Below are 25,782 nucleotides of genomic sequence, written 5' to 3'. Positions count from 1 at the left end.
ATGGTCAGTACGCCCACCCGGCCCCAGCCAGAAAAACAGCAGGCCCGCAAACAAGGCCCCGGGTCCACGGCCACGTCCGTCAGGCCCCCGGCGACGCTTCCCGCAAAGCTGCGGACCATGTACCGCCGGTTCTGGTCCGCCCTCGAGGGCAACGGAACCTCCAGGAACGGCTCCACGTACTACCTGATCCTCGGATCCACCCTTGCCCTGACAGCCATTGGCATCATGATGGTGCTCTCCGCGTCCAGCGTGGAATCCATCGCGGCCGGTAAATCGCCCTACGGGGACGCGCTGAAGCAGGGATTGTTCGCCGGCATCGGCATCTTCACCATGTTCGCGCTGTCGCGCATCAACGTGGTGTGGCTCAAGCGGCTCGCGTGGCTCGCCATCATTGCCGCCGTGGTCCTCCTGGGCCTGGTGCAGCTTGTGGGTGCGGAGGTCAACGGCAACAAAAACTGGATCGACATCGGCGGCATCACCTTCCAACCGTCGGAGGCGTCAAAGCTGGCCCTCGCGCTCTGGATGGCCACCGTGCTGGCCAGGAAGGGCAAGCTGCTCGGCCGCTGGCAGCACGTGGCGGTCCCTGCCGTGCCCATGGCGATCATCATCGTTGTGCTGGTCCTGGTCGGAAATGACCTGGGAACGGCCATGATCATCATGATGATCACCGCTGCCGCGCTCTTCTTTGCCGGGGCGCCCCTCTACCTCTTCGGCATTGCCGGGCTCGTGGCAGCGGCCGGAACAGCCGTCATGGCGGTCACCAGCTCCAACCGCATGTGCCGCATCACCTCGTGGTGGACCGGGGAATCCTGCGCCGACGGCATCGACGCCAACTACCAGGCAACCAACGGCCTCTACGGACTGGCGTCGGGCGGCTGGTTCGGTGTCGGACTGGGCCAGAGCCGGCAGAAGTACAGCTGGATCCCGGAAGCGCACAACGACTTCATCTTCGCCATCATCGGCGAGGAGCTCGGCCTGGTGGGGACCGTCGTCGTCCTCATCCTCTTTGCCATCCTCGGTGCTGCGATCTACCGCGTGGTGGTGGCGCAGGAGGACATGTTCCACCGGGTCCTGGCCGGAACCATCATGGTGTGGCTGCTCGGCCAGGCCACGGTCAACATGTCCGTGGTGACCGGCCTGATGCCCGTCATCGGCGTGCCGCTGCCCTTCATTTCCTACGGTGGCTCCGCGCTGCTGATGTCGCTCTGCGCCATCGGCGTTGTGCTGTCGCTCGCCCGGGAACAGATGGCCCCGGCCATCCGGCCGAAGAAGATGCTGAAGTTCAAGGCCAAGGGCCGCGGAACGGCCCCGAAGAAAAAGACTGCAAGAAAGCGTGCCTGACCCGACATGACCCCGAACAACCCCTCCATCGTCCTGGCGGGTGGCGGAACAGCCGGCCATATCAGCCCGCTCCTCGCCATCGCCGCAGCCCTGCGCACAGCATCCCCGGACGCGGCACTCCTCGCCGTCGGAACACCCAACGGAATGGAAACCCGGCTGGTCCCGGCTGCCGGCGTTGAACTGGCCACGATCGACCGCGTGCCGTTCCCCCGGAAGCCATCCGCTGACCTGTTCCGGCTGCCCGCACGGCTGGCCGGGGCCATCCGGCAGGCCGGAGCCATCCTGGATGAGGCCGGGGCTGACGTGCTGGTAGGTGTAGGCGGCTATGTCTGTACGCCGATGTACCTGGCCGCGCGCAAACGGCGCATCCCCATCGTGATCCACGAGGCCAACGCCCGGCCCGGATTGGCGAACAGGGTCGGGGCCGGGCTGACCAAGCGCGTGGCAGTTGCCTTTGAAGGCACCCCGCTCCGGAATGCGGTGCACGTGGGCATGCCCATGCGTACTGCAATTTCGGGACTTGACCGGGCAGCAGCCCGCATTTCCGCACGCCAGGCGCTGGGACTGGACCCCGAAAAGCCCACACTAATCGTCACGGGTGGCTCCCTGGGCGCGCAGAGCATTAACCGGACGGTGGCCGCTGCCGTGGGACAACTGGCCGCCGCCGGGATCCAGACGCTGCACATCACCGGGCGCGGCAAAACCGTCCTGGATGACGCCGGCCAGCCCCTCGCTGCCGAAGGTTACCGGCAGGTTGAATTCGTCGACGGCATGGAGCTGGCCTACGCGGCGGCCGATGTGCTGCTTGCCCGTGCCGGCGCAGCGACGGTCTGTGAGGTTGCCGCCGTCGGAGTCCCCGCCGTCCTGGTGCCGCTGCCCATCGGCAACGGGGAACAGGCCCTGAACGCTGCAGGCCTCGTCGCAGGAGGCGGCGCACTGCTGGTGGCCGACAGGGATTTCACCCCGGAATGGGTGGCAACGGAACTCATTCCGCTGGTCACCGACAAGGCCCGGCTGGCCACCATGGAAGCCAATTCCCACCGGCTTGGCATTCGAAACGCTGACCAGCGCATGGCTGGTCTTGTCCTGGAAGCGGTATCCGCATGACCCCCCCTAACCCCACCGCCCTCGAATCCCTGGGCAAGGTCCACTTCATCGGCGTCGGGGGTGTCGGGATGTCCGCCGTGGCAAGGATCATGGTGGCCCGGGGGGTCCCCGTGAGCGGTTCCGACGCCAAGGACCTGCCGGTGATGGCGGACCTCGCGGCGGCAGGCGCCCGCATCGCCGTCGGCTACGACGCCGCCAACCTGGGCGATGCCCGGACCGTGGTGGCCGGTTCGGCCATCCGCGCGGACAACCCGGAGCTGGCTGCCGCGAAGCAGGCAGGGCTGCCTGTACTGCACAGGTCCGAGGCGCTGGCAGCCACTATGGGGAAGGACCTGGTGGTGACCGTGGCGGGAACCCATGGAAAATCCACCACAACCTCGATGGTGACCGTCCTGCTGCAGGGGGCAGGCCTGGACCCCTCATTTGCCATTGGAGCCAACGTCCCCTCACTCGGCGTCAATGCCGCGCACGGCAGTTCCGGCGTCTTTGTGGCAGAAGCGGATGAATCGGACGGATCATTCCTCAATTACCGGCCGCAGATCGCCGTGGTCACCAACGTGGAGCCCGACCACCTGGACCACTACGGCACGGCAGAGGCCGTGTATGAGTCGTTCGACCGGTTCACGGCGCTGCTTCCCGCTGACGGGGTGCTGATTGCCTGCGCTGACGACGCCGGGGCCCTGGCACTGGCGGAGCGGACCCGGGCGCGCGGCAACACCCGCGTGGTCCTCTACGGAACCAGTGAGGAGGCAGGGCTGGTCCTGCACGACGACGGCCCGGGCCAGGTGGCGGTGTCCGGACCGGCGGGCCGCTTTGGGCTTTCCCTGCAGGTCCCGGGCCGGCACAATGCCCTGAACGCCGCAGCCGCTTTTGCGGTGGCCCTTGAACTGGGCGTCGAACCCGCGGATGCTGCCGCTGCCCTGGCCCATTTTTCGGGCGCTTCCCGGCGCTTCGAACTGAAGGGCCAGGCCAGGGGAGTGCGGGTTTTCGATGACTATGCCCACCACCCCACCGAAGTGCGGGCAGCCCTCACAGCGGCCCGCTCGGTGGCCGGAGGCCACAAGGTGCACGTGCTCTTCCAGCCACACCTGTTTTCCCGGACACGCGAATTTGCCCAGGATTTTGCGGAGGCCCTGAACCTCGCCGATACGGCCCTGGTGCTGGACATCTACCCGGCCCGCGAGGACCCGATTCCGGGGGTTACCAGCCAGCTCATTGCCGACCACCTGGGCGAAGGCGGGCGGTTGATTCCGGCCGCCGAGGCCGTGGCAGCCCTGGCGGCTGCCGCGTCCGACGGCGACATCGTGCTGACTGCCGGCGCGGGGGATGTCACCGCCTATGGGCCGCTGATCGTTGAGGCCCTGCATGGCTAGCACCCGCCGTCCCACCTACCGGCCGGCCGGCCGCAGCGGGAGTTCGGCAACCGGTGCGGGCAACGGAACCGCGCCGCCGTCCGGCCGCACCTCCACGGGCAGCGACGACGTTATTTCCGCTTCACGGAGCGTTCCCGAACCAGCGCCGGCACAGCAGGCCAGGCCACCGAAGACGGCAGCGTCCCCAAAGACTGCAGCCTCCCGGAAACCGCGGTTCACCGGGCGCAGCAAGGACAAACAGGCGGAACCGTCAGCCGAGCCTGCCGCGAACGTTCTGACCTTCCCGGAGCCCAAGGGCAAGCGCCGCAGGAGGAACCTGCTGATGGTTCTCGCCGCCGTGGCCGCCGTTGTGGCCGGCCTGTTGGCCGGGGCGGTCTATTCACCCGTGCTCGCCGTGGACACCATCTCCGTTTCCGGCACACGGCTCCTGACTCCTGCCCAGGTGCAGGCCGCGCTGGAACCCCTGCGCGGCAAGCCGCTGCCCCAAATCACGGACGAGGAAGTGGGCCGGCTCCTCGAGCCGCTGGTCCAGGTCAAGGCGGTCTCCGCTGAGGCCCGGCCGCCGTCGGGCCTCGCTGTTGCCGTGCGGGAGCGCGTCCCGGTGGCACTGGTCAAGCAGGGGGAGCAGTACCAGCTGGTGGATGTGGACGGCGTGCAGCTGGCCGCTACGGACGATCCGGCGTCAGTGTCATTGCCCGTGATCGACGGCGGTGCCGGAGCCATCGGCCAGGACCTGTTCCGCGCCACGGCCGCGGTCTTGGGTGCCCTGCCCGCCGATGTCCTGGCCAAGCTGTCCAACGCGTCCGCGCAGTCTGTGGATGCCGTGGAGCTGAAGCTCGTGGACGGCCAGACAATCATCTGGGGCAATGCCTCGGAGAAGGAACTTAAGGCTAAAGTTCTGGAGGCACTCCTGAAGGTTCCGGCCGATCCGAAGAATCCCGTCAGGGTGTACGACGTGAGCGTGCCCCGGCATCCTGTGACGCGCTGAACCCCAATCTTTACCGGTATTAATCCGACACGCGGACCCGGTTATTGAATGTGGGAAGCAGAGGAAATACCGTCACAGACAAGAGTTACTTGACATAACTATAACCTTCAACCCGAAGGTTAAGGTTGCAGGCTTCAAGCTCACCATCAGTTTTCGCAATAAGACACGAACAAGGGACACGTAACGTGGCAGCTCCGCAGAATTACTTGGCCGTCATCAAAGTCGTCGGCATCGGCGGCGGTGGCGTGAACGCAGTCAACCGCATGATCGAGGTGGGCCTCCGGGGCGTTGAATTCATCGCCATCAACACGGATGCCCAGGCCCTGCTGATGAGCGATGCCGACGTCAAGCTTGATGTCGGGCGCGAGCTGACCCGCGGCCTGGGAGCCGGTGCCAACCCCGAGGTGGGCAAGCAGGCGGCCGAAGACCACGCGGACGAGATCGAAGAAGTGCTTCGCGGCGCTGACATGGTGTTCGTGACCGCCGGCGAAGGCGGCGGCACCGGGACCGGCGGCGCCCCCGTCGTCGCCCGTATTGCACGCTCCCTCGGTGCCCTCACCATCGGTGTGGTGACCCGCCCGTTCACGTTCGAAGGCCGTCGCCGCGCCGGCTCCGCAGAGGCCGGCATCGACGCCCTGCGGGACGAAGTCGATACCCTGATCGTGATCCCCAACGACCGCCTGCTGTCCATCAGCGACCGCAACGTCTCGGTCCTGGACGCCTTCCGCTCCGCCGACCAGGTGCTGCTCTCCGGTGTCCAGGGCATCACAGACCTCATCACCACGCCCGGCCTCATCAACCTCGACTTCGCCGACGTGAAGTCGGTCATGCAGGGCGCAGGCTCCGCCCTCATGGGCATCGGCTCCGCCCGTGGCGAGGACCGTGCCGTCAAGGCTGCCGAGCTGGCCATCGCATCCCCTCTGCTGGAAGCCTCCATTGACGGCGCGCACGGCGTGCTGCTGTCCATCCAGGGCGGGTCCGACCTCGGCCTCTTCGAAATCAATGAGGCAGCCCGGCTCGTGCAGGAAGTCGCCCACCCCGAGGCGAACATCATCTTCGGCGCCGTCATCGACGACGCCCTCGGCGACGAAGCACGCGTCACCGTCATCGCCGCCGGGTTCGACGACGTCAAGGCCACCTCGCCCTCCATGGACCAGTCCCAGCCGCAGGCGGCCCCGCAGCGGCCGGCCGCTCCTGCCGCCGCCCCCGCTCCGGCGCAGGCGCCCTCTGCAGGGAACCACCAGTCGAACGTCCAGCCGGTCCACGCCGGCGTGGGCGCAGCAGGGCTCAGCAACTGGGGCCAGCAGCGCCCCTCCGCCATTCCCGCTGACTCCGGATTCGACGTGGACCTGCCGTCCGTCGTCGAGCCGGACCTGACCGGCAACCACTCGGATGACCTGGATGTCCCCGACTTCCTGAAGTAGGCACCGGCTTGTTCCACTGGCGCGCCGACATCCTTCCCGGGGTGTCGGCCGCATTCACTGACACCGGCGCCGGAAACCTGGCCCTTCACGTGGGGGATGATCCCGGCCAGGTGAAGCGACGCCGTGAGGACCTGGAGCAGCGCCTGGGCATGGCGCCTCACGGCCTGCGGTTCATGAACCAGGTCCACGGCGTCACCGTGGCGGTCATTGACGAGGACAGCGGGGCCCCTGAAGCGGACGCCATGGTGTCCCGCCGGCTTCCGCTGGCCGTCATGGTGGCGGACTGCATTCCCGTGCTGCTCGCCGGGGAGTCCGCGGACGGTCCCGTCCTTGCTGCCGTGCATGCAGGACGGCCCGGCATCGCCAACGGCGTGATTCCTGCAGCCGTGGACAGGATGACGTCCCTCGGTGCCTCCGGCATCAAGGCCGTCATGGGACCCTCCATCTGCGGAAACTGCTACGAGGTGCCGGCCGCCCTGCAGGACGAGGTGGCACTGCGGGTGCCCGCCACCCGGAGCACCACCTCCTGGGGTACGCCCGGTCTCGATCTCCCCGCCGGTGCACGGAGCCAGTTGGAGAACGCCGGTGTGGAAGTGGCGTATACCGGGGTCTGCACCCTGGAGACGGAATCCCTCTACTCCTACCGGCGTAACCGGGACACGGGTCGCTTTGCCGGGCTGGTGTGGTGCCATGACTGACGGGCGCCCAGCCGGGGGAGACCCGCGGGCCGCGGAACTCGCGGACAGGCTCGCCGCCGTCCACCGGCGGATAGCTTCCGCAGCAGAATCAGCCGGTCGCGCCGACCGGCTGCCCACACTGATCGTGGTCACCAAGTTCCATCCCGCCGAAGACATTCGGCGGCTTGCGGCGCTTGGTGTGACGGACGTCGGCGAGAACAGGGACCAGGAAGCTGCCAATAAGGCTGCCGAACTGGCTGACTGCGGGTTGACCTGGCACTTCGTGGGCCAACTGCAGACCAAGAAGGCCAAGTCGGTGGCCCGCTATGCCGCAGCCGTCCATTCCGTGGACCGGCCGCAGCTGGTGGACGCATTGGCAAAGGCCGCGGCCGCTGAGCGGAAGGACGCGGGGCTGGCGCCCCTGGACTGCTTCATCCAGGTGAGCCTGGAGGACGACGCCGGTACGCACCGCGGCGGAGCCGGTCCCGCCGACGTGCCGCTGCTGGCGGACCGGATAGCATCCGCCGAGGGCCTTCGGCTGGCGGGCGTGATGGCCGTGGCCCCTTTGGGTGCGCCGCCGGAGCCGGCCTTCGAAAAGCTCGCCGGAGTATCGGCACGCCTGATTGCCGGCCACCCGGCCGCCACCGCCATTTCCGCGGGCATGAGCCAGGACCTCGAAGCAGCAATCATGTTCGGGGCGACACACCTGCGAATCGGTTCCGATATTCTCGGATCACGTCCCGCCGTGGGGTAGCGTCGGTCCTGTTGGAAGTGATGGGCGGGGGACTCCAGTGCTGTCAAGTCATTGGGCGGCCCGCTTACGGGACACGATTAGGAGTCGACCATGGCCGGCGCTCTGCGCAAGACAATGATCTATCTTGGGCTCGCCGACGGCGATGAGCATTACGAGTCCGAGCAACAGACCACACCCAAGGATGAGGACGAAACGATGGAAGCTGACCGCGAGGAACGCCGTGCACCTGCACCCGTCCGCGAGGTCAGCCGCGAAGCGTCCTACACCCCCGAAGAGGAATACCGCGCCCCAGTGACCCCCATCAAGCGTGCGGCCTCAAGCCGCGAAGAGACCACCGGACTCCGCCAGATCACCACAATCCATCCGCGGTCCTACAACGATGCCAAGCTTATCGGCGAGAGCTTCCGTGACGGCATTCCGGTCATCATGAACGTCACGGACATGGGCGAGGCCGACGCGAAACGCCTGGTGGACTTTTCCGCCGGGTTGGTTTTCGGGCTGCGGGGCAGCATTGAGCGGGTGACCAACAAGGTATTCCTGCTGTCGCCGTCGTACGTTGAGGTCATCGGCGATGACAAGAAAGCCAGTGACACCCAGGCCAGCTTCTTCAACCAAAGCTGACCGTCAGGCAGGATTTGGATGCCAGGCAGGGACACCTGTCTGGCATCTGTGCTGAAATAGACAAGAAACATCGGCAGGACACCGCGGTATCCACAATGGACATGGAGATATGAGTTAAGTCATGGGAATTGTTTTCGGACTTGTCTATCTCGCGCTCCTGTTCTTTTTCGTAGCACTCATCATTCGCCTGGTGTTCGACTGGGTCCAGATGTTCGCCAGGGATTGGCGTCCGCGGGGCGCCGCGCTGGTGGCAGCACATGCCGTGTACTCCATCACGGATCCGCCCCTGAAGGTACTGCGCCGCCTGATTCCGCCGCTTAGGCTGGGCGGCATCTCCCTCGATCTGGGATTCCTGATTCTCTTCATCGCCGTCAGCATCGCAATGGGAATCACCCGGGGACTCGCCTGATTTATCACATAAGACCTAGCAGCGCAGCCTGGACCCCCGGGAACAGTTACTGTGAAGCGAAGAAACTCGCGTTTGACACCGCAGTGTTGAATTAGAGTAAGCAGACCAAATTTAGGTACCGTAGTTTTGACGGCCGGAAGGCCTACTGACTAACCAGACCAGTGAGGTGACCAGATGGCTTTGACGCCAGAAGACGTTGTCAACAAGCGCTTTCAGCCGACCAAGTTCCGCGAGGGCTACGACCAGGATGAAGTTGATGACTTCCTGGACGAAATCGTCGTTGAACTCCGCCGCCTGAACCAGGAGAACGACGAGCTTCGCAAGAAGCTTGCCGAAGCAGGATCCAGCGTTCCCGCCAGCGCCGCTGCCGCCCCCGTGGTGGAGAAGGTCCCCGCGCCGGTCAAGTCCGACAAGGACGAGGCACGCGAGAAGGCAGAGGCTGAAGCCAAGGCTGCCGAAGCGAACAAGAAGAAGGACGTCCAGCCGGCTGCTCCGGTTGCCGCAGCCCCCGCTGCTGCCGCTCCGGCCGCCCCCACGGCCTCAGCCGAATCCGCCGCTGGCCTGCTGGCCATGGCCCAGCAGATGCACGACCGCCACGTTGCCGACGGCCAGGCGCAGAAGGACAAGATCATCGCCGAGGCGCAGATCGAAGCCAGCAGCCTGGTCAACGACGCCCAGGAGAAGTCCCGCAAGATCCTCGGTGCACTCGAACAGCAGCGGTCCGTCCTGGAGCGCAAGGTGGAGCAGCTTCGCGGTTTCGAGCGCGATTACCGCTCACGCCTGAAGGCCTACATCGAGGGCCAGCTGCGCGACCTCGACGCCCGCGGTTCGGTTGCTACGCCTGAAGTGAGCGAAGCCAACTAGTCCGTCAAGCACGTATTCTGAAAGCCGGTGGCTGAGGATTCCTCGGCCACCGGCTTTTGGCATTGACACCGGTATAACGAATGAAAGCACCATGACTGACGAACTTGCCGCAGGCGCCGCACGCCCTGTCCCGCCTTCACCGCGCCCCCGCAGGGCCGTGCTGCTGTCCCTTTTTGCCGGTTTTGCGGTTTTTGCCTACGGGCTGGACCAGCTGACCAAATTCTGGGTCACGTCCACCATGGTGGAAGGCGAACGGATCCCGGTATTTCCGCCTTTGCTGCATTGGTACTTCATCCGTAACTCTGGTGCGGCGTTCTCCATCGGCGAGAATGTCACCTGGGTGTTCTCCATCATCATGGCAGCGGTGGCCGTTGCCATCCTCTTCCAGGTCCGCAAGCTGGGCTCCATGTGGTGGTCCCTGTCGCTGGGCCTGCTGCTCGGCGGAGCGCTGGGCAACCTTACGGACAGGCTGTTCCGTCAGCCGTCGTTCGGGATGGGCCACGTTGTGGACTTCATCCAGCTCCCCAACTTTGCCATTTTCAACATCGCCGATTCAGCCGTCGTGTCCGCTGTGGCCATCATCTGCATTCTCACGCTGCGCGGCATCGCCCTGGATGGCACCAGGCATACGGCAGAAGCCAGGGAAAAGTCCGGCGATGCCTGAAAAGTATGTCGTCGCCGACGAGTACGCCGGCGCACGCGCAGATGCCGGGGTGGCCGGGATACTGGGAATTTCGCGTTCCCTTGCGGCCACCCTGATAGCCGAGGGCAACGTCGTGAGCAGGGGCAAAGCCCTGGGCAAATCAGCCAAACTGGTGGCCGGTGACGTCCTGCAGGTCAGCATGCCGGAGCGGCGGGACCCGCTGGAAGTCGTGGAGGAAGTTGTGGAAGGCCTGAAGATCCTGCTGGACGACGATGATTTCGTCGTCGTCGACAAACCCGTGGGCGTTGCCGCGCACCCGTCCCCGGGCTGGGTGGGACCCACAGTGGTGGGCGGCCTGGCCGGCGCCGGTTACCGCATCTCCACGTCCGGCTCGCCGGAGCGGGCCGGGATCGTCCACCGGCTCGACGTCGGCACGTCAGGTGTGATGGTGGTGGCGAAATCCGAACGGGCCTACACCGCCCTGAAGCGGGCCTTCAAGGAACGGACCGTGGACAAGGTCTACCATGCAGTGGTCCAGGGGCTGCCCGATCCGCTGGCCGGAACCATCGACGCACCCATCGGCCGCCACCCCGGCCACGACTGGCGCTTCGCCGTCATCGAGGACGGCCGGCCGTCGGTCACCCATTACGAAGTCCTCGAAGCATTCGGCAAGGCCAGCCTGGTGGAAGTGCACCTCGAAACCGGGCGGACCCACCAGATCCGGGTCCATTTCTCCGCCCTCCGCCATCCCTGCGCCGGCGACCTGACCTACGGCGCGGATCCCCGCCTGGCCGCCACCCTGGGACTGACCCGGCAGTGGCTGCACGCCCGCGAACTCGGGTTTGACCACCCGGTCACGGGGGAGCGCGTCCGGGTCACCAGCCACTACCCGCAGGACCTGGCGTTCGCGCTGGAAGTACTGGGATCAGGCCGGGCCTGACGCAGTCGGCCGGTGGCCAGCGCATAGAATAGTGCGGTGACTTCCAGCAATGATTCGTTTGTCCACCTGCACACCCACACCGAATACTCCATGCTGGATGGAGCAGCCCGCCTGGGGGAGCTGTTCGATGAGACCGAGCGCCTGGGCATGCCAGCCCTAGCCACCACCGACCATGGCTACCTGTTCGGCGCCTTCGACTTCTGGCGCAAGGCCACGGACAAGGGCATCAAGCCGATCATCGGCGTCGAAGCCTATGTGACACCCGGCACCGCCCGCACGGACAAGGAACGCGTGCGCTGGGGCGATGAATCCCAGCGCAAGGACGACGTCTCCGGCGGTGGCTCGTACACCCACATGACGCTCCTGAGCTACAACAACGTGGGGATGCGGAACCTGTTCCGGGCGTCCTCCATCGCTTCGCTGGACTCGGTCTTCGGCAAGTGGCCGCGGCTGGACCGGGAGCTGCTCAACACCTATTCCGAGGGCCTTATCGCCACCACCGGATGCCCGTCCGGGGAGGTCCAGACCCGCCTGCGCCTGGGCCAGTACCGAGAAGCCCTCGAAGCGGCGGCCGAATTCCGCGACATTTTCGGTGCCGAGAACTACTTCTGTGAACTGATGGACCACGGCCTGGACATCGAGCGACGGGTCACCGGCGACCTTCTCCGGCTTGCCAAGGACCTGAACCTTCCCCTGGTGGCCACCAACGATCTGCACTACACCCACGAACACGACGCCAAGGCCCATGAGGCCCTGCTGGCCATCCAGTCCGGCTCCACGCTGCTGGAACCCACCTATGACAACGGCGGTTCGCGCTTTGCGTTCTCCGGCAGCGGCTACTACCTGAAGTCCCCGCGGGAGATGCGGGAACTGTTCCGCGACCACCCGGACGCCTGCGACAACACGCTGCTTATCGCTGAGCGCTGCGAGGTGTCCTTCAACACGGACGCCAACTACATGCCGCGCTTCCCCTGCCCGCCGGGTGAGGACGAAACGTCCTGGCTGGTTAAAGAGGTGGACAAGGGGCTCCAGTACCGTTACCCCGCGGGGATCCCGGACGAGGTCCGCAAGCAGGCCGACTATGAGCTGGGCGTCATCACCTCGATGGGCTTCCCGGGCTACTTCCTGGTGGTGGCCGACTTCATTAACTGGGCCAAGAACAACGGCATCCGGGTGGGCCCGGGCCGTGGTTCCGGTGCAGGTTCCATGGTGGCGTACGCCATGCGCATCACCGACCTCGATCCGCTGCGGCACGGCCTGATCTTCGAACGCTTCCTCAACCCCGACCGCGTCTCTATGCCCGACTTCGACGTCGACTTCGATGACCGTCGCCGCTCCGAGGTCATCGACTACGTCACCAAAAAGTACGGTGACGAGCGCGTGGCGATGATCGTCACCTATGGCACCATCAAGACCAAGCAGGCGCTCAAGGACTCCTCCCGCGTGCTCGGGTACCCCTTCAGCATGGGCGAGCAGCTCACCAAGGCGTTGCCCCCCGCGGTCATGGCCAAGGACATTCCGCTGGCGGACATCCAGAACCCGGACGCCAAGCGCTACGGCGAGGCCGGCGACTTCCGGCAGCTGATCAGCACGGATCCGGAAGCTGCCAAGGTATTCGAGACCGCCCTCGGCATCGAGGGGCTGAAGCGCCAGTGGGGTGTGCACGCCGCCGGCGTGATCATGTCCTCGGACCCCATCATCGACGTCATCCCGATTATGCGCCGTTTCCAGGACGGCCAGGTCATCACCCAGTTCGACTACCCGACGTCCGAGGGCCTTGGCCTGATCAAGATGGACTTCCTGGGCCTCCGGAACCTGACGATCATTTCGGATGCCCTTGAGAACATCAAGATGAACCGCGGCATCGACCTCGACCTCGAAAACCTCGAGCTCGACGATGCGGCTTCCTATGAGCTGCTGGCACGCGGCGACACACTCGGCGTTTTCCAGCTCGACGGCGGCCCCATGCGGTCGCTGCTCAAGCTGATGAAGCCTGACAACTTCGAAGACATCTCCGCCGTCCTGGCGCTGTACCGGCCGGGGCCCATGGGCGCCAACGCCCATACCGACTACGCCCTTCGCAAGAACGGGATCCAGGAAGTCATCCCCATCCACCCGGAACTGAAGGAACCACTCGCCGAAATCCTCGGCGGAACGTACGGCCTGATCGTGTACCAGGAACAGGTTATGGCCGTGGCCCAGAAGCTGGCCGGCTACTCGCTGGGCCAGGCAGACATCCTCCGCCGGGCCATGGGCAAGAAGAAGAAATCGGAGCTGGACAAGCAGTTCGCGGGCTTCTCCCAGGGCATGCAGGACAACGGCTACTCGATGGAAGCCGTCAAGACCCTCTGGGACATCCTGCTCCCTTTCTCCGACTACGCCTTCAACAAGGCACACTCCGCCGCGTACGGCGTGATTTCCTACTGGACCGCGTACCTCAAGGCGCACTACGCGCCGGAGTACATGGCCGCCCTTCTGACGTCGGTGGGCGACGACAAGGACAAGTCGGCCATCTACCTGAACGAATGCCGGCGCATGGGCATCACGGTGCTCCCGCCGGACGTCAATGAGTCAGCGTTGAACTTCACCCCTGTTGGCAACGACATCCGCTTCGGCATGGGAGCCATCCGCAACGTGGGCGTCAACGCTGTTGAAGCGATGGTGGCTGCCCGTGAAAGCGAGGGCGCGTTCACGTCCTTCAAGGACTACCTGATGAAGGTCCCGGCCGTGGTCTGCAACAAACGGACTATCGAATCGCTCATCAAATCGGGTGCCTTCGACTCGCTGGGACACCACCGGCGTGCCCTTGCCATGGTCCACGAAGAAGCCATCGACTCCGTCATCACGCTGAAGCGGAATGAGGCAATTGGCCAGTTCGACCTCTTCGCCGGCTTCGAGGAAGCCGAATCCGAGTCGTCGCTGAGCATCGAGATCCCCGACCTGCCGGAGTGGGAGAAGAAGGACAAGCTTTCCTTCGAACGGGACATGCTCGGCCTGTATGTTTCCGACCACCCGCTGCAGGGCCTCGAAGGGGTCCTGAGCCAGCACGCCGAAATGAGTATCACGTCCGTGCTGGGCGAGGACGGGCCGCAGGACGGCGCCATCATCACCATCGCCGGCATGATCACGTCCCTGAGCCGGCGCATCGCCAAGGCCAGCGGCAACGCCTACGCCCGGGCCGAGGTGGAGGACCTCGGCGCGTCGATGGAAGTCATGTTCTTTGGCCAGGTCTACGGACCCATTGCCTCGGTCCTCGCCGAGGACCTGATCGTGGTGGTCAAGGGGCGCCTGCAGAAGCGCGACGACGGCGCGATCACCCTCAACTGCATGGAACTGTCCGTTCCGGACCTCAGCGAAGGCCTGGGCGGCCCGCTGGTGATCACCATGCCCACCCACAAGGCCACCGAGGCTGTGGTGACCGAGCTTGGTGACGTGCTCCGGACCCACCGCGGTAACTCGGAAGTCCGCCTGCACCTGCAGGGTGATACGCGCACGGAGATCATGGGACTGCCGGTCCACCTTCGCGTGAATCCCAGCCCGTCCCTGTTCGGCGACCTGAAGGTACTGCTTGGCCCGGCGTGCCTGGACGCCTGAACGGGCGCAGGGGAGGGGCACGTAACAGCCGACGACGGCGGGAGCCAGTCCCGCCGTCGTCGGCTGTTTGCTGGGGTCAGATTTCGTAGTCGAGGGGGACAGGCTGGCTGTAGCCCCCGCCGTGGTACAGCAGGGGAGAAGCGTCCCCGCCCACCTGCCCGTCAACCACCTGCACCACCACCACGGCGTTGTTCTCAAAGGACAGCCGCATCTGCACCTCGCCGATGAGCCACCCTGCCACATCCTTCAGGACGGGCACGCCGTGCGGGCCCACCTCCCAGTGGTCACCCTCGAAGCGGTTGCTGGTGCCGGCAAAACGCTCGGCCAGTTCCTGGTTTTCGAGCCCGAGCATGTGGACGCCCAGGTAGGTGGTGTTGGCCACCGCAGGCCACGACCTGGAACTGCGGGCCATGTTGAAGGTGAAGCGCGGAGGTTTGGCGGAGAGTGAGGCCACGGAGGTTGCCGTGAACCCGAAGGGCTTGTCCTCGTAGTTCACCGTGATGATGGCAACCCCGGCGGCATGCCGGCGGAACATTTCCCTGAACGTCCGCTCGAAGGGAGCGCTATTGTCGGTCACCGGAACTCCTGACAGCTGGATGGCTTGGTGCTTCCTTCAAGCGTATGGTCCCCGGGCCGCGCCGGGTAACTCCTGACACACCACGTCACCGGATGGCGGTGCAGGAACATTTGTTAAGGTTTGTTGCATGATGAAACTCTTCCGCCGTACCCCGTCGCGGCTGCCGTGGGCAATGCTGGCGGTTCCGGCGGTGGCAGGGGTGCCCGCGGGTATCCTCTGGTGGCTCCTTGCCCCGGGCGGCCTGAACCTGGTCACCAGGGATCCGGACCTGGGCAGCGGGGGCAACCCGGTAGTCTGGCTTCCGCGTGACCTGACCCTTGCCGGGCTCATGCTCTTCGCCGGCTGCCTCCTGGCGGTGTTCCTCACCGACAAAAAACGCGCGGATCCGCAGGCTGCACTGCTCATGGGCCTCGCGGGCGCGCTGGTGGGCAACCTCCTGGCGTGGCAGGCGGGCATGCTGTCCGCCCGGCTGTGGGGACCGGCGGTGGACGCCACCGCCAACGCCAGCATCGAGTTCTCGCTGCGCGCCCTGCCGGTACTGCTGATGTGGCCGGCTGCCACGGCGGTTGCGGTCTTCGTGCTGGAACTGCTGAACCTGCTGCGGAAGAAGCCGGACGGCGGTGCCGGTTCGGAAGAGGCACGGTTCAGCCACGTAAAATAGTCCGGTGACCATTTCTCCGGAGTTTCCTGCCACGCCCGCCACCGCCGCCGTGAACTTTCGCACCGTCGACGTGCGGGGGCAAAGCCTCACGCTCGCGGGCCTGCGTGCCGCCGTGCCGCGGGCACAAGGCCAGACGGTAGCCAACGCCGAAGAAAAGGTCCTGGACATCATCTCGGACGTCCGGCAGCGGGGCTTTGAGGCCCTCGCCGGGCTGGCACTCCGGTTCGACGGCGTCACCCAGGACCACCCGCTCGTTCCACAGGAAGCCCTCGCCGCTGCACTGGACCAGCTGGACCCGGCGGTCCGGCGTGCGCTGGAGGAGTCAATCAGCCGCGCGCGGAAGTTTGCCGACGGGCAGCGCCCCCGCAACCTCGACGTGGAACTTGGCGACGGCGCGGTGGTCAGCCAGAACTGGGTCCCGGTGGCACGCGTGGGCCTCTACGTGCCGGGCGGCCTGGCCGTGTACCCGTCCTCGGTGATCATGAATGTGGTTCCGGCACTGGCAGCGGGCGTGGAGTCCATCGCCCTGGCATCGCCTCCGCAAAAGGAATTCGGCGGTCTTCCGCACCCCACCATCCTGGCCGCGGCAGCACTCCTGGGCATCACGGAGGTGTACGCGATCGGCGGTGCGCAGGCCATCGCCGCATTCGCCTACGGCGTGGCCGGAACCCAGGCCGGGCCCGCGCTGGAGCCCGTGGACGTCGTCACAGGGCCCGGCAACATCTTCGTGGCCACCGCCAAACGCCTGGTGAAAGGCGTGGTGGGCATCGACTCCGAGGCCGGCACCACCGAAATCGCCATCCTTGCCGATTCCTCCGCCCAGCCTGCGCTGGTGGCGGCGGACCTGATCAGCCAGGCCGAACACGACCCCCAGGCGGCGTCGGTGCTTATCACCGATTCCGAGGACCTTGCAGCGGCTGTCCGCGCGGAGCTGGACCGGCAGGCGGCGTCCACCAAACACGCCGCCCGGGTCAAGGAAGCCCTGTCCGGGCCGCAGTCCGGCGTGGTACTTGTGGAGGACCTTGACCAGGGCATCGCCGCCTGTGACGCCTACGCGGCGGAACACCTGGAAATCATGACCCGGGACGCTGCTTCCGTGGCGGCGCGGATCCGGAACGCCGGTGCCATCTTCGTCGGGGACTACAGCCCCGTCAGCCTGGGTGACTACTGCGCCGGGTCAAACCACGTGCTCCCCACCAGCGGCACGGCGGCATTCTCCTCCGGCCTCAACGTCAACACCTTCCTGCGGGCCATCCAGGTGGTCAACTACAGCAGGGCCGCGCTGGAAGAAGTCAGCAGCCACATCGTAAACCTGTCCCGTGCCGAGGATCTGCCCGCGCACGGTGATGCCGTGACCGCCCGCTTCCCCGCCTCCTAAGCACTACATGTAGTAATTACAGGCTTGTTATTACGCTAGATGTGCCCGTAAACTGGAAGACGCTACGGCGCGGCACCACTTCGCCGCAAATTGGGAAGTCCCGGCACCGGGACCGTGCGAGAGAGGGACGCCATGTACTGTCCGTTCTGCCGCAATCCTGATTCGCGGGTCGTTGACAGCCGCATGGCGGACGACGGTTCAGCCATCCGCCGGCGCCGGCAGTGCCCCGAGTGCGGCCGCCGGTTCACCACCGTTGAAACCACCAGCCTGTCCGTCATCAAGCGTTCGGGCGTTGGCGAGCCCTTCAGCCGCAGCAAAGTGATTAACGGTGTGCGCAAGGCCTGCCAGGGCCGCCCCGTCAGCGAGGATGACCTTGCGCTGCTGGCGCAGGAAGTCGAAGAGCAGATCCGCGCCTCAGGCGCAGCGGAAATCGACGCCCACGAGGTGGGGCTCGTTATCCTCGGGCCGCTGCAGAAACTGGACAAGGTGGCATACCTGCGCTTTGCGAGCGTTTACCAGGCCTTTGAGTCCCTCGAAGACTTTGAAACGGCCATCTCCCTGTTGCGCCACGAGGCGGAGGAAGACGCCAAGGGGACACCGGCCAAGAGCGCCAAGGGTTCAGAGAAAAGCCCCCTGTAATCTCCGGTGGCGGCGCTGGAGGGGAAGCCGCAGCCGCCACCGGCACCAAAAGACAGGACGCCCCCTTCCGGTACCGGAAGGGGGCGTCCTGTCTTAACTGACGGCTCCTGGGTTACTTTGCGAGCTTGTGCTTCAGGGCAATCTCGATGGCGGCGCCCACGATGCCTGCCTCGTTGCGCAGGACGGCCGGCACGATCGGGGTGCGCAGCTTCAGGTTGGGCAGGTATTCGTCGGCCCGCTTGGAGATTCCGCCGCCCACGATGAACAGCTCGGGGGAGAACAGGAACTCCACGTGGGAGAAGTAGCGCTGCAGCAGCACGCTGTATTCGTCCCAGGTCAGGCCGTCGCGCTCACGGGCTACGGCGGAGGCTTTGGTTTCCGCGTCGAAGCCGTCAATCTCCAGGTGCCCCAGCTCGGCGTTGGGAACGAGTTTGCCGTCGAAGATGAAGGCAGAGCCGATGCCGGTTCCCAGGGTAATCACCAGGACTGTGCCGGCAACGCCGGCGCCGGCGCCGTAGCGCGCCTCCGCCAGGCCCGCGGCGTCGGCGTCGTTGATGACCTCAACCGGCCGGCCGAGGCGCTCCGTCAGGAGGGCGTCAATATTGGTGTCCAGCCAGGCCTTGTCCACGTTTGCCGCGGAGTGCACCACTCCGTGCTGGATGATGCCGGGGAAGGTGACGCCCACGGGTGAACCGGCTTCGGGCGCTTCCGGACGGGCCGAGAGTTCGGCCACCACCAGTGCCACGGCCTCCGCCACGGACTCGGGCGTGGCGGGCTGCGGGGTGGGCACCCGGAAGCGTTCGCCCAGGAGCTTGCCCTTTTTGAGGTCGACGATGCCGCCCTTGATTCCCGTGCCTCCGATGTCGATGCCGATCAGCGGGGCGTTCTTGTGCGACTTCTCGTCCTTCTTGGCCAATGGGTTTCCGTTCGTGGCAGGGGCGGGCAGGGAAGGGCGGCCGGCGGCCGGCCCGGATGGGTGTCCGGTCAGGAACCGGAAAAGCTAATAGTGCATCAGGCTAGGGCAGGGTGAGGATCTCGGCGCCGGATTCGGTCACCAGCAGCGTGTGCTCGAACTGGGCGGTGCGCCTGCGGTCCTTGGTGACCACGGTCCAATCGTCCGCCCACATGTCCCACTCCACGGTGCCCAGGGTGAGCATCGGCTCGATGGTGAACACCATGCCCGCCTCGATGACCGTGTTGTAGGCCGGAGCGGCATCGTAGTGCGGGATGATGAGGCCCGTGTGGAAGGCTTCGCCCACGCCGTGTCCGGTGAAGTCGCGCACCACGCCGTAGCCGAACCGCTTGGCGTAGGACTGGATGGCGCGGCCGATGACGTTGATTTCGCGGCCGGGGGCCACGGCCTTGATGGCGCGGTTCAGCGACTCCTGCGTCCGTTCCACCAGCAGCCGGGATTCCTCGTCCACATCGCCCACCAGGAAGGTGTAGTTGGTGTCACCGTGGACGCCGTTGATGAAGGCAGTGATGTCGATGTTGATGATGTCGCCGTCCTGCACCACCGTGCTGTCCGGGATGCCGTGGCAGATGACCTCGTTCAGGGAGGAGCACAGCGATTTCGGGAAGCCCCGGTAGCCGAGGGTGGACGGGTACGCCTTGTGGTCAAGCAGGAATTCGTGGCCCACCTTGTCCAGCTGGTCCGTGGTGACGCCCGGCTGGATGTGCTTGCCCACCTCCACGATGGCCTGGGCCGCGATCTTTCCCGCGATCCTGATCTTCTCGATGGTCTCGGCGGACTTGACCTCGGACCCCGTGAACTTGGCGGGGGCGGGCTTGCCGACGTACTCCGGGCGGGGGATGGAGGCCGGGACGGGACGCTGCGGGCCGATAGTACCGGGGATGAGGGTGCCGATGGGTGCAGTCGAGGCAAGGGAAGGCATAGATTGATCATATAAGGCACCACAGAACGCCTAACAACCGGAAGCCGCGGAGGACCTGCGTAGGGCTTTAAGTTACGCGCGTCACGCTGCGGCTTCCCTGCCTGCCGGAACGGGAGCAACGATGAGTGAGTACTGGTACAACATCAAAACCCATGAGGTGGAAGAGGACCGGCTCTCGGACTGGAGCCAGCTGATCGGCCCCTACAAAACCAGGGAAGAAGCCGAACACGCCCTCGAGAAGGTCCGGGCCCGCAATGAGGCCTGGGAGAAAAACGACGACGACGACTGAGGCACGTGTCCCGCCCCGCCCCGGGTGCGGGCCGGGGCAGCAGGCGGGCCTGTGGCGGGCAGGGCGTGCGGCCTAGAAAGAGTGCTCGGGCCCGGGAAACTGCCCCGACCGGACGTCGTCGCCGTAGGCTGTGGCAGCGTCCAGGAGGGTGCTGCGAAGGTCTGCGTACTGTTTGACGAACTTGGCCATCCGGCCGCCGCGGAGGCCGGCCATGTCCTGCCAGACAAGCACCTGGCCGGTGGTTTCCTTGCCGGCGCCGATGCCCACCGTTGGAACGCTGACGGCCGCGTCCACCGCGGCCGCCGTGTCCGCGGGCACCATTTCCATCAGCACACAGAACGCTCCGGCGTCGGCCAGGGCCACGGCGTCGTCAATCAGGCGCTGGGCGTCATCGCCGCGCCCCTGCACCCGGTAACCGCCCAGGGCGTGCTCGCTCTGCGGGGTGAAGCCGATGTGGGCCATGACCGGGATGCCGGCCTGCACCATGGCGCGGACGGTGGGCGCGTAGTACGCCCCGCCCTCGATCTTGACGGCGTGGGCGAGGCCTTCCTTGAGGAAGCGGACGCCGGCGGAGACGGCCTGCTCCGCGGAGACCTCGTAGCTGCCGAAGGGCAGGTCGGCCACCACCAGGGCCCGTTTGGCGGACCGGGCGACGGCGCGGCACAGGGGGAGCAGTTCGTCCACGGTGACCGGCAGGCTGGTTTCGTTGCCGAACACATTGTTGGAGGCGGAATCTCCCACCAGGAGCACCTCGATGCCGGCGGCGTCGAAAATCTCGGCCGTGTACTGCTCGTAGGCGGTCAGCATCGCGAACTTCGTGCCGTCCTTCTTGGCCTGCTGCAGGTGGTGGATGCGCACCTTACCCGGCTTCGATCCTGAAGCGGGTGCGGCCTGCCCGGGCCCGCTGCCGTAGGGGGCGGGAACGTCGGCGGACACGCTTGAGTCAGAACTGCTGCTGGAGGCCATGGCATGAGCGTAATGCGGTACCCGCCGTCCTAGCTACCGCCGAAAGCCTGACGTGCGGGTGATAAGCGTCATACAGAGGCCTCCGGCGGCCGCTGCGGGAGGCCGGGATCACCTGACGCGCGGCCCTCAAAGCGCGTGTGGGGTGTTAACGCTGTGTTACGCGCGGCCCAGGCTCCAGCATCGGCGCCGAATGCTTAGTACAGTGTTTGTGAACTGCTGCCGGCATCCCCCATCCTGCGGACCCCGGAGCATGCACGTTGACCGGAGAAGAGGCCATCATGGACCGCCAGCAAGAGTTTGTCCTGCGCACAATCGAAGAGCGCGACGTACGTTTCGTGCGCCTGTGGTTCACCGACGTCGTGGGTTCGCTCAAGTCTGTGGCCCTGGCGCCCGCCGAGGTTGAAGGCGCTTTCGAGGAAGGGCTCGGTTTCGACGGATCGGCCATCGAGGGCCTGGCCCGTGTCTTCGAGTCGGACATGCTGGCGCAGCCGGATCCGTCCACCTTCCAGATCCTGCCGTGGCGCGGTGAGACGGAGCAGACGTCGCGGATGTTCTGCGACATCCTGACGCCCGACGGCGAGCCCTCCGCCGCGGATCCGCGGAACGTCCTCAAGCGGACGCTCGCCAAGGCAGCCGATATGGGCTTCACGTGCTACACCCACCCGGAAATCGAGTTCTACCTGCTCAAGTCGCAGGACCTTGGTCCGGATGGCGCACCGGTACCGGTGGACGAGGGCGGCTACTTCGACCACGTCCCGGGCGGCGTTGCCCAGGACTTCCGCCGCACCGCTGTCACCATGCTGGAGTCCGTGGGCATTTCCGTGGAGTTCAGCCACCATGAGGGCGGACCCGGCCAGAACGAGATCGACCTGCGCTACGCCGACGCCCTGCAGACGGCGGACAACATCATGACCTTCCGGACCGTCATCAAGGAAGTGGCGCTGCAGCAGGGCACCTATGCCACCTTTATGCCCAAGCCGTTCACCGCGCACCCGGGTTCCGGCATGCACACCCACTTCTCCCTGTTCGAGGGCGACACCAACGCCTTCTACGAGGCCGGCGCAGAGTTCCAGCTGTCCAAGACCGCCCGCCAGTTCATCGCAGGTATCCTCAAGCACGCCCCCGAATTCACGGCCGTCACCAACCAGTTCGTGAACTCCTACAAGCGGCTCTGGGGCGGCGGCGAGGCGCCGAGCTACCTGAGCTGGGGCCACAACAACCGCTCCGCGCTGGTCCGCGTCCCGCTGTACAAGCCGGGGAAGGGCCAGTCCGCCCGGATCGAGTACCGCGGCATCGACTCGGCCGCCAACCCGTACCTCGCCTACGCGGTGCTGCTCGGCGCCGGGCTCAAGGGCATCGAGGAAGGCTACGACCTGCCAGCTGCTGCCGAGGACGACGTCTGGTCACTGAGCTCGGCTGAGCGCCGCGCCATGGGCCACGACCCGCTTCCGGCCAGCCTGCACGATGCAATCCGTTCCATGGAGGATTCTGAGCTAATGCCGCAGATCCTGGGTGAGCAGGTCTTCGAGCACTTCCTGCGCAACAAGCGCGCAGAGTGGCAGGACTACCGGCTCCAGGTGACGCCCTACGAGCTGCAGCGCAACCTCGGCATTCTCTAGGCGGCGGGCGTGAGCCTGGCACGCCGCCTTATTGCGGCCGGTTTCAGCGACCTGGAGAAGGGTGAGCGGTTCCTCGCTGCCCGGGAACTGGAAGGGCTGGACCAGGACACGCTGTTCACCGGACTGCAGATGGCGGCCAGCCCGGACACCGCCCTGCAGTCCCTGGTCCGGCTGATCGAAAAACATCCGGACCTGCGGACGCTGGCGGCCGCGGACCCGGAAACCAGCGAACCGCTGTACCGGGTGCTGGGCGCGTCGGAGGCGCTGGGCGAGTTCCTCATCAGGCACCCCGAGCACCTTGACGCCTTCAACGTCCGTGCCAGCCCCGAGCCCCTGCCCTCGGATCCCGCTGAGCTGCGCGCAACCCTTCTGCAGGCAGTAGGCGCCGATCCGCGCGCCGCCCGTCCGGTGGCAGCAGCCACCGGTGCGGAGGCCTACGCCGCGCTGCGCACGGCCTACCGCAGGGGAGTGGTGGACCTTGCGGTCAAAGACCTGTGTGCCGCCGATCCGCTCGACTTCCTGCCCGCGGTGGGCGGCGAACTCGCAGACCTCGCCGGCGCAGCCATCGAGGCCGCCCTCGCGGTCTCCCGGGCCGAAGCGGCGGACCAGTACAGCGCCGCCGAAGTGGCCGACGTCGGGCTGGCCGTCATCGGCATGGGCAAATGCGGGGCCCGCGAGCTGAACTACATTTCCGACGTCGACGTCATTTACGTGGTGGACGGTGGAAGCCTTGACGACGCGCAGGCCAACACGATTGGCACGGCCCTGGCGAGCGGGATTTCCCGTGCCATTTCCTCCGTGGCACGCGAACCGGGCCTGTGGGAGGTGGACGCGAATTTGCGGCCCGAGGGCAAGTCCGGGCCCCTGGTGCGGACCCTTGCCTCGCATGAGACGTACTACGCGCGGTGGGCCGAAAGCTGGGAATTCCAGGCCCTGCTCAAAGCCCGCACCATCGCCGGGGACGCCGACCTTGGGCGGCGCTACGAGGATGCCGTGGCGCCGCTGATCTGGAGTTCGGCAAGCCGGGACGGCTTCGTGGAGTCGGTCCAGGCGATGCGGCGCCGGGTGACCGAACACATCCCGCCGGCGGAGGAGCAGCGGCAGATCAAATTGGGGCGCGGCGGGCTGCGGGATGTTGAATTCACTGTCCAGCTGCTGCAGCTGGTCCACGGCAAGGCGGATGAGACATTGCGGCGGCGTGACACCACTTCCGCGATCGCTGCCCTGTCCGCCGGCGGCTACATCGGCCGCTCGGACGCCGCCGCATTCGATAACGCCTACCGCTACCTGCGGCTGTTGGAGCACCGGATCCAATTGTTCCAGCTGCGCAGGACACACCTCATGCCCGTCGCGGAACCCGCACTGCGCTCGTTGGCCAAGGCGGTTTTGGGTCCCTTCTCGAATGAGCGGCCCCACCCCGACGCGCTGATGGCTGCCTGGCAGAAGACCAAGCGGTCCGTCCGCGAACTGCATGAGCGGATCTTTTACCGGCCGCTGCTGAACACGGCCGCCAAGCTCAGCAGCGAGGACGCCAGGCTGTCGCCGGAAGCCGCCCAGGGCCGGCTCGCGGCCCTTGGCTACCGCGACCCCCAAGGCGCCATGCGGCATATCGAAGCACTGACGGCGGGAGTCAGCCGGCGTGCCGCGCTGCAGCGGCAACTGCTGCCCATCCTCCTGGACTGGCTGGCCGAAGGAGTGGACCCCGACGCCGGGCTGCTCGCCTTCCGCCGGGTCAGCGAGGCGCTGGGCACCACCCACTGGTACCTGGGGATGCTCCGGGATTCCAACGCGGCCGCGGAGCGGTTGTGCCACATGCTCTCGAATTCACGGCTCATAGCGGACCTGCTGGAGGTGTCGCCCGAATCGGTGGCCTGGCTGGGCCAGGACAAGGACCTGGTGCCGGTGGCCTTTGAGGCGCAGTGGCAGGAGATCACCTCAAAAATGTCCCGGCACGCCGATCCGGAAAGTGCCATGCGCCTCATCCGGCTGATCCGGCGGCGTGAAACCCTGCGGATTGCGATCGCGGACTCTGCCGGGCTGCTGGACCAGGACCAGGTGGGTGCCGCCCTTGCGGACACCGACAGGGCAGCAGTCCTGGGCGCCCTCCGGGTGGCGGAAGGCATTGTCTCCGCCAACGGGCCGTTGAAGACCGCTGTGTTGGTGGTGGCGATGGGACGGCAAGGCGGCCGCGAGATCGGCTACGGCTCCGACGCCGATGTGATGTACGTGCACCGGGCCCTGCCCGGCTACTCCGATGAAGAGGCACAGGAACAGGCGTCCCGGATTGTCGCCAAGATCTCCAGCCTGCTGACCCAGCCGCTGAAACCGGCCATTATGGCCGAACGGGTCCTGCAGATGGACGCGGACCTGCGCCCGGAGGGAAAGAGCGGGGCCATGGTGCGGTCCCTGGAGTCCTTCGCCGAGTACTACCGCCGCTGGTCGCTAATCTGGGAAGCCCAGGCGCTGCTGCGTGCACGCCCCATGGCAGGGGACGACGGGCTGGCCCGGGATTTCCTGCAGCTCATCGACCCCATCCGGTACCCGGAATCGGTGCCCGAACAGGACATCCGCGAAATCCGCAGGATCAAGGCCCGGGTGGAATCCGAACGGCTGCCCCGCGGTGCCGATCCCGCACGGCACCTCAAGCTGGGCCGCGGCGGCCTGAGCGACGTCGAGTGGCTGGTCCAGCTGCTCCAGCTCCAGCACGCCGGCAAACAGCCGGAACTGCGGACCACCTCCACCGTGCCCGCCCTGGAAGCCGCTGCCCGGGCGGGCCTGCTCACGCAGGACGATGCTGACCTCCTGGCCCAGGCATGGCGGCTGGCCAGCAGGATCAGGTCCGCGAACGTCATCTGGAACGGCAAGGCCTCGGACCTCCTGCCGTCGTCCCGCCGGGACCTGGAAGCGGTGGCCAGGTGGTGCGGCTACGAACCGGGCAATGCCGCCGCTTTGGAAGAGGATTACCTGCGTGTCAGCCGGCGCGCCCGCGCGGTCTTCGAACGGGTTTTCTACGGGCAGTGACG

General features: G+C 66.2%; 23 protein-coding genes. 19 read left to right on the top strand and 4 right to left on the bottom strand.

The features are described 5' to 3' along the window. The 13 genes from ftsW (at position 1) to dnaE (ending at position 14,735) form a co-directional block, all read left to right on the top strand. Positions 1 to 1,341 carry a putative lipid II flippase FtsW gene (gene ftsW / locus ACZ9BC_RS15865; RefSeq protein ID WP_476246766.1) on the top strand — a complete coding sequence of 447 codons (1,341 nt, stop codon included), beginning with the start codon at positions 1 to 3 and terminating at the stop codon, positions 1,339 to 1,341. A gap of 6 nt (positions 1,342 to 1,347) precedes the next feature. Continuing rightward, a complete protein-coding gene (murG, locus tag ACZ9BC_RS15860; protein WP_476246765.1) occupies positions 1,348 to 2,448 on the top strand; it encodes an undecaprenyldiphospho-muramoylpentapeptide beta-N-acetylglucosaminyltransferase in 1,101 nt (366 codons plus the stop codon). Beyond that, positions 2,445 to 3,821, top strand: a complete 1,377-nt coding sequence (murC, locus tag ACZ9BC_RS15855) for a UDP-N-acetylmuramate--L-alanine ligase (RefSeq protein WP_476246764.1) — start codon at positions 2,445 to 2,447, stop codon at positions 3,819 to 3,821. Before murG ends, murC begins: the two co-directional genes overlap by 4 nt. Then, positions 3,814 to 4,809 (top strand): cell division protein FtsQ/DivIB, encoded by a 996-nt coding sequence (locus ACZ9BC_RS15850; RefSeq protein ID WP_476246763.1) that lies wholly within the window; start codon positions 3,814 to 3,816, stop codon positions 4,807 to 4,809. Before murC ends, ACZ9BC_RS15850 begins: the two co-directional genes overlap by 8 nt. Positions 4,810 to 4,994: 185 nt before the next feature. Beyond that, positions 4,995 to 6,233, top strand: coding sequence for a cell division protein FtsZ (gene ftsZ, locus ACZ9BC_RS15845; protein WP_476246762.1), 1,239 nt, complete (start codon positions 4,995 to 4,997; stop codon positions 6,231 to 6,233). Positions 6,234 to 6,241: 8 nt separating this feature from the next. Next, entirely contained in the window at positions 6,242 to 6,931 is a 690-nt protein-coding gene (locus ACZ9BC_RS15840; protein WP_476246761.1) for a purine nucleoside phosphorylase YfiH/LACC1 family protein, read from the top strand. Further along, complete coding sequence (locus ACZ9BC_RS15835) at positions 6,924 to 7,664, top strand: YggS family pyridoxal phosphate-dependent enzyme (RefSeq protein ID WP_476246760.1); 741 nt, start codon at positions 6,924 to 6,926, stop codon at positions 7,662 to 7,664. The genes ACZ9BC_RS15840 and ACZ9BC_RS15835 overlap by 8 nt, the downstream gene beginning before the upstream one ends. Before the next feature lie 90 nt (positions 7,665 to 7,754). Next, positions 7,755 to 8,285: a cell division protein SepF gene (locus ACZ9BC_RS15830; protein ID WP_079597161.1), complete on the top strand. Its 531-nt coding sequence runs from the start codon at positions 7,755 to 7,757 to the stop codon at positions 8,283 to 8,285. Between the two features lie 121 nt (positions 8,286 to 8,406). Continuing rightward, on the top strand, positions 8,407 to 8,694 hold the full coding sequence (locus ACZ9BC_RS15825) for a YggT family protein (protein ID WP_476246759.1): 288 nt from the start codon (positions 8,407 to 8,409) through the stop codon (positions 8,692 to 8,694). A 174-nt stretch (positions 8,695 to 8,868) separates the two neighbouring features. Next, entirely contained in the window at positions 8,869 to 9,558 is a 690-nt protein-coding gene (locus ACZ9BC_RS15820; protein WP_476246758.1) for a DivIVA domain-containing protein, read from the top strand. A gap of 91 nt (positions 9,559 to 9,649) precedes the next feature. Next, positions 9,650 to 10,222, top strand: a complete 573-nt coding sequence (gene lspA, locus ACZ9BC_RS15815) for a signal peptidase II (protein WP_476246757.1) — start codon at positions 9,650 to 9,652, stop codon at positions 10,220 to 10,222. After that, positions 10,215 to 11,141 carry an RluA family pseudouridine synthase gene (locus ACZ9BC_RS15810; RefSeq protein ID WP_476246756.1) on the top strand — a complete coding sequence of 309 codons (927 nt, stop codon included), beginning with the start codon at positions 10,215 to 10,217 and terminating at the stop codon, positions 11,139 to 11,141. Before lspA ends, ACZ9BC_RS15810 begins: the two co-directional genes overlap by 8 nt. Before the next feature lie 36 nt (positions 11,142 to 11,177). After that, on the top strand, positions 11,178 to 14,735 hold the full coding sequence (gene dnaE, locus ACZ9BC_RS15805; RefSeq protein ID WP_476246755.1) for a DNA polymerase III subunit alpha: 3,558 nt from the start codon (positions 11,178 to 11,180) through the stop codon (positions 14,733 to 14,735). A 76-nt stretch (positions 14,736 to 14,811) separates the two neighbouring features. Here the strand turns inward: dnaE and ACZ9BC_RS15800 are convergent, their stop codons facing one another. Then, positions 14,812 to 15,312 (bottom strand): flavin reductase family protein, encoded by a 501-nt coding sequence (locus tag ACZ9BC_RS15800; RefSeq protein ID WP_079597155.1) that lies wholly within the window; start codon positions 15,310 to 15,312, stop codon positions 14,812 to 14,814. Between the two features lie 127 nt (positions 15,313 to 15,439). Between ACZ9BC_RS15800 and ACZ9BC_RS15795 the strand changes: the two genes are divergently transcribed. From ACZ9BC_RS15795 to nrdR, 3 genes are all read left to right on the top strand, one after another. Further along, positions 15,440 to 15,973: a hypothetical protein gene (locus ACZ9BC_RS15795; protein ID WP_476246754.1), complete on the top strand. Its 534-nt coding sequence runs from the start codon at positions 15,440 to 15,442 to the stop codon at positions 15,971 to 15,973. Positions 15,974 to 15,977: 4 nt separating this feature from the next. Beyond that, on the top strand, positions 15,978 to 17,351 hold the full coding sequence (gene hisD / locus ACZ9BC_RS15790; RefSeq protein WP_476246753.1) for a histidinol dehydrogenase: 1,374 nt from the start codon (positions 15,978 to 15,980) through the stop codon (positions 17,349 to 17,351). A gap of 132 nt (positions 17,352 to 17,483) precedes the next feature. Then, the gene (gene nrdR / locus ACZ9BC_RS15785) at positions 17,484 to 17,990 is read left to right on the top strand and encodes a transcriptional regulator NrdR (protein ID WP_275731020.1); all 507 of its coding nucleotides are present in this window, start codon (positions 17,484 to 17,486) and stop codon (positions 17,988 to 17,990) included. 112 nt (positions 17,991 to 18,102) lie between these two features. On the opposite strand, the gene ppgK is transcribed toward nrdR, so the two are convergent. Beyond that, positions 18,103 to 18,906 (bottom strand): polyphosphate--glucose phosphotransferase, encoded by an 804-nt coding sequence (gene ppgK, locus ACZ9BC_RS15780; protein ID WP_079597151.1) that lies wholly within the window; start codon positions 18,904 to 18,906, stop codon positions 18,103 to 18,105. A 100-nt stretch (positions 18,907 to 19,006) separates the two neighbouring features. Then, positions 19,007 to 19,885, bottom strand: coding sequence for a type I methionyl aminopeptidase (gene map, locus ACZ9BC_RS15775; protein ID WP_476246752.1), 879 nt, complete (start codon positions 19,883 to 19,885; stop codon positions 19,007 to 19,009). Positions 19,886 to 20,006: 121 nt separating this feature from the next. Between map and ACZ9BC_RS15770 the strand changes: the two genes are divergently transcribed. Continuing rightward, complete coding sequence (locus tag ACZ9BC_RS15770; RefSeq protein ID WP_476246751.1) at positions 20,007 to 20,174, top strand: SPOR domain-containing protein; 168 nt, start codon at positions 20,007 to 20,009, stop codon at positions 20,172 to 20,174. Between the two features lie 72 nt (positions 20,175 to 20,246). Here ACZ9BC_RS15770 and panB read toward each other — a convergent pair whose 3' ends face one another. Further along, on the bottom strand, positions 20,247 to 21,140 hold the full coding sequence (gene panB, locus ACZ9BC_RS15765) for a 3-methyl-2-oxobutanoate hydroxymethyltransferase (RefSeq protein WP_476246750.1): 894 nt from the start codon (positions 21,138 to 21,140) through the stop codon (positions 20,247 to 20,249). A 278-nt stretch (positions 21,141 to 21,418) separates the two neighbouring features. Between panB and glnA the strand changes: the two genes are divergently transcribed. Together glnA and ACZ9BC_RS15755 are read left to right on the top strand one after the other, a co-directional pair. Then, positions 21,419 to 22,759 (top strand): type I glutamate--ammonia ligase, encoded by a 1,341-nt coding sequence (gene glnA, locus ACZ9BC_RS15760; protein ID WP_079597235.1) that lies wholly within the window; start codon positions 21,419 to 21,421, stop codon positions 22,757 to 22,759. Positions 22,760 to 22,768: 9 nt separating this feature from the next. After that, positions 22,769 to 25,780 carry a bifunctional [glutamine synthetase] adenylyltransferase/[glutamine synthetase]-adenylyl-L-tyrosine phosphorylase gene (locus ACZ9BC_RS15755; protein ID WP_476246749.1) on the top strand — a complete coding sequence of 1,004 codons (3,012 nt, stop codon included), beginning with the start codon at positions 22,769 to 22,771 and terminating at the stop codon, positions 25,778 to 25,780. Positions 25,781 to 25,782: the final 2 nt, after the last annotated feature.

Source organism: Pseudarthrobacter sp. TE3704, assembly GCF_056279405.1.
The sequence above is the reverse complement of the archived record's forward strand: the minus strand, read 5'-3'. Positions and strand labels throughout refer to the sequence as shown.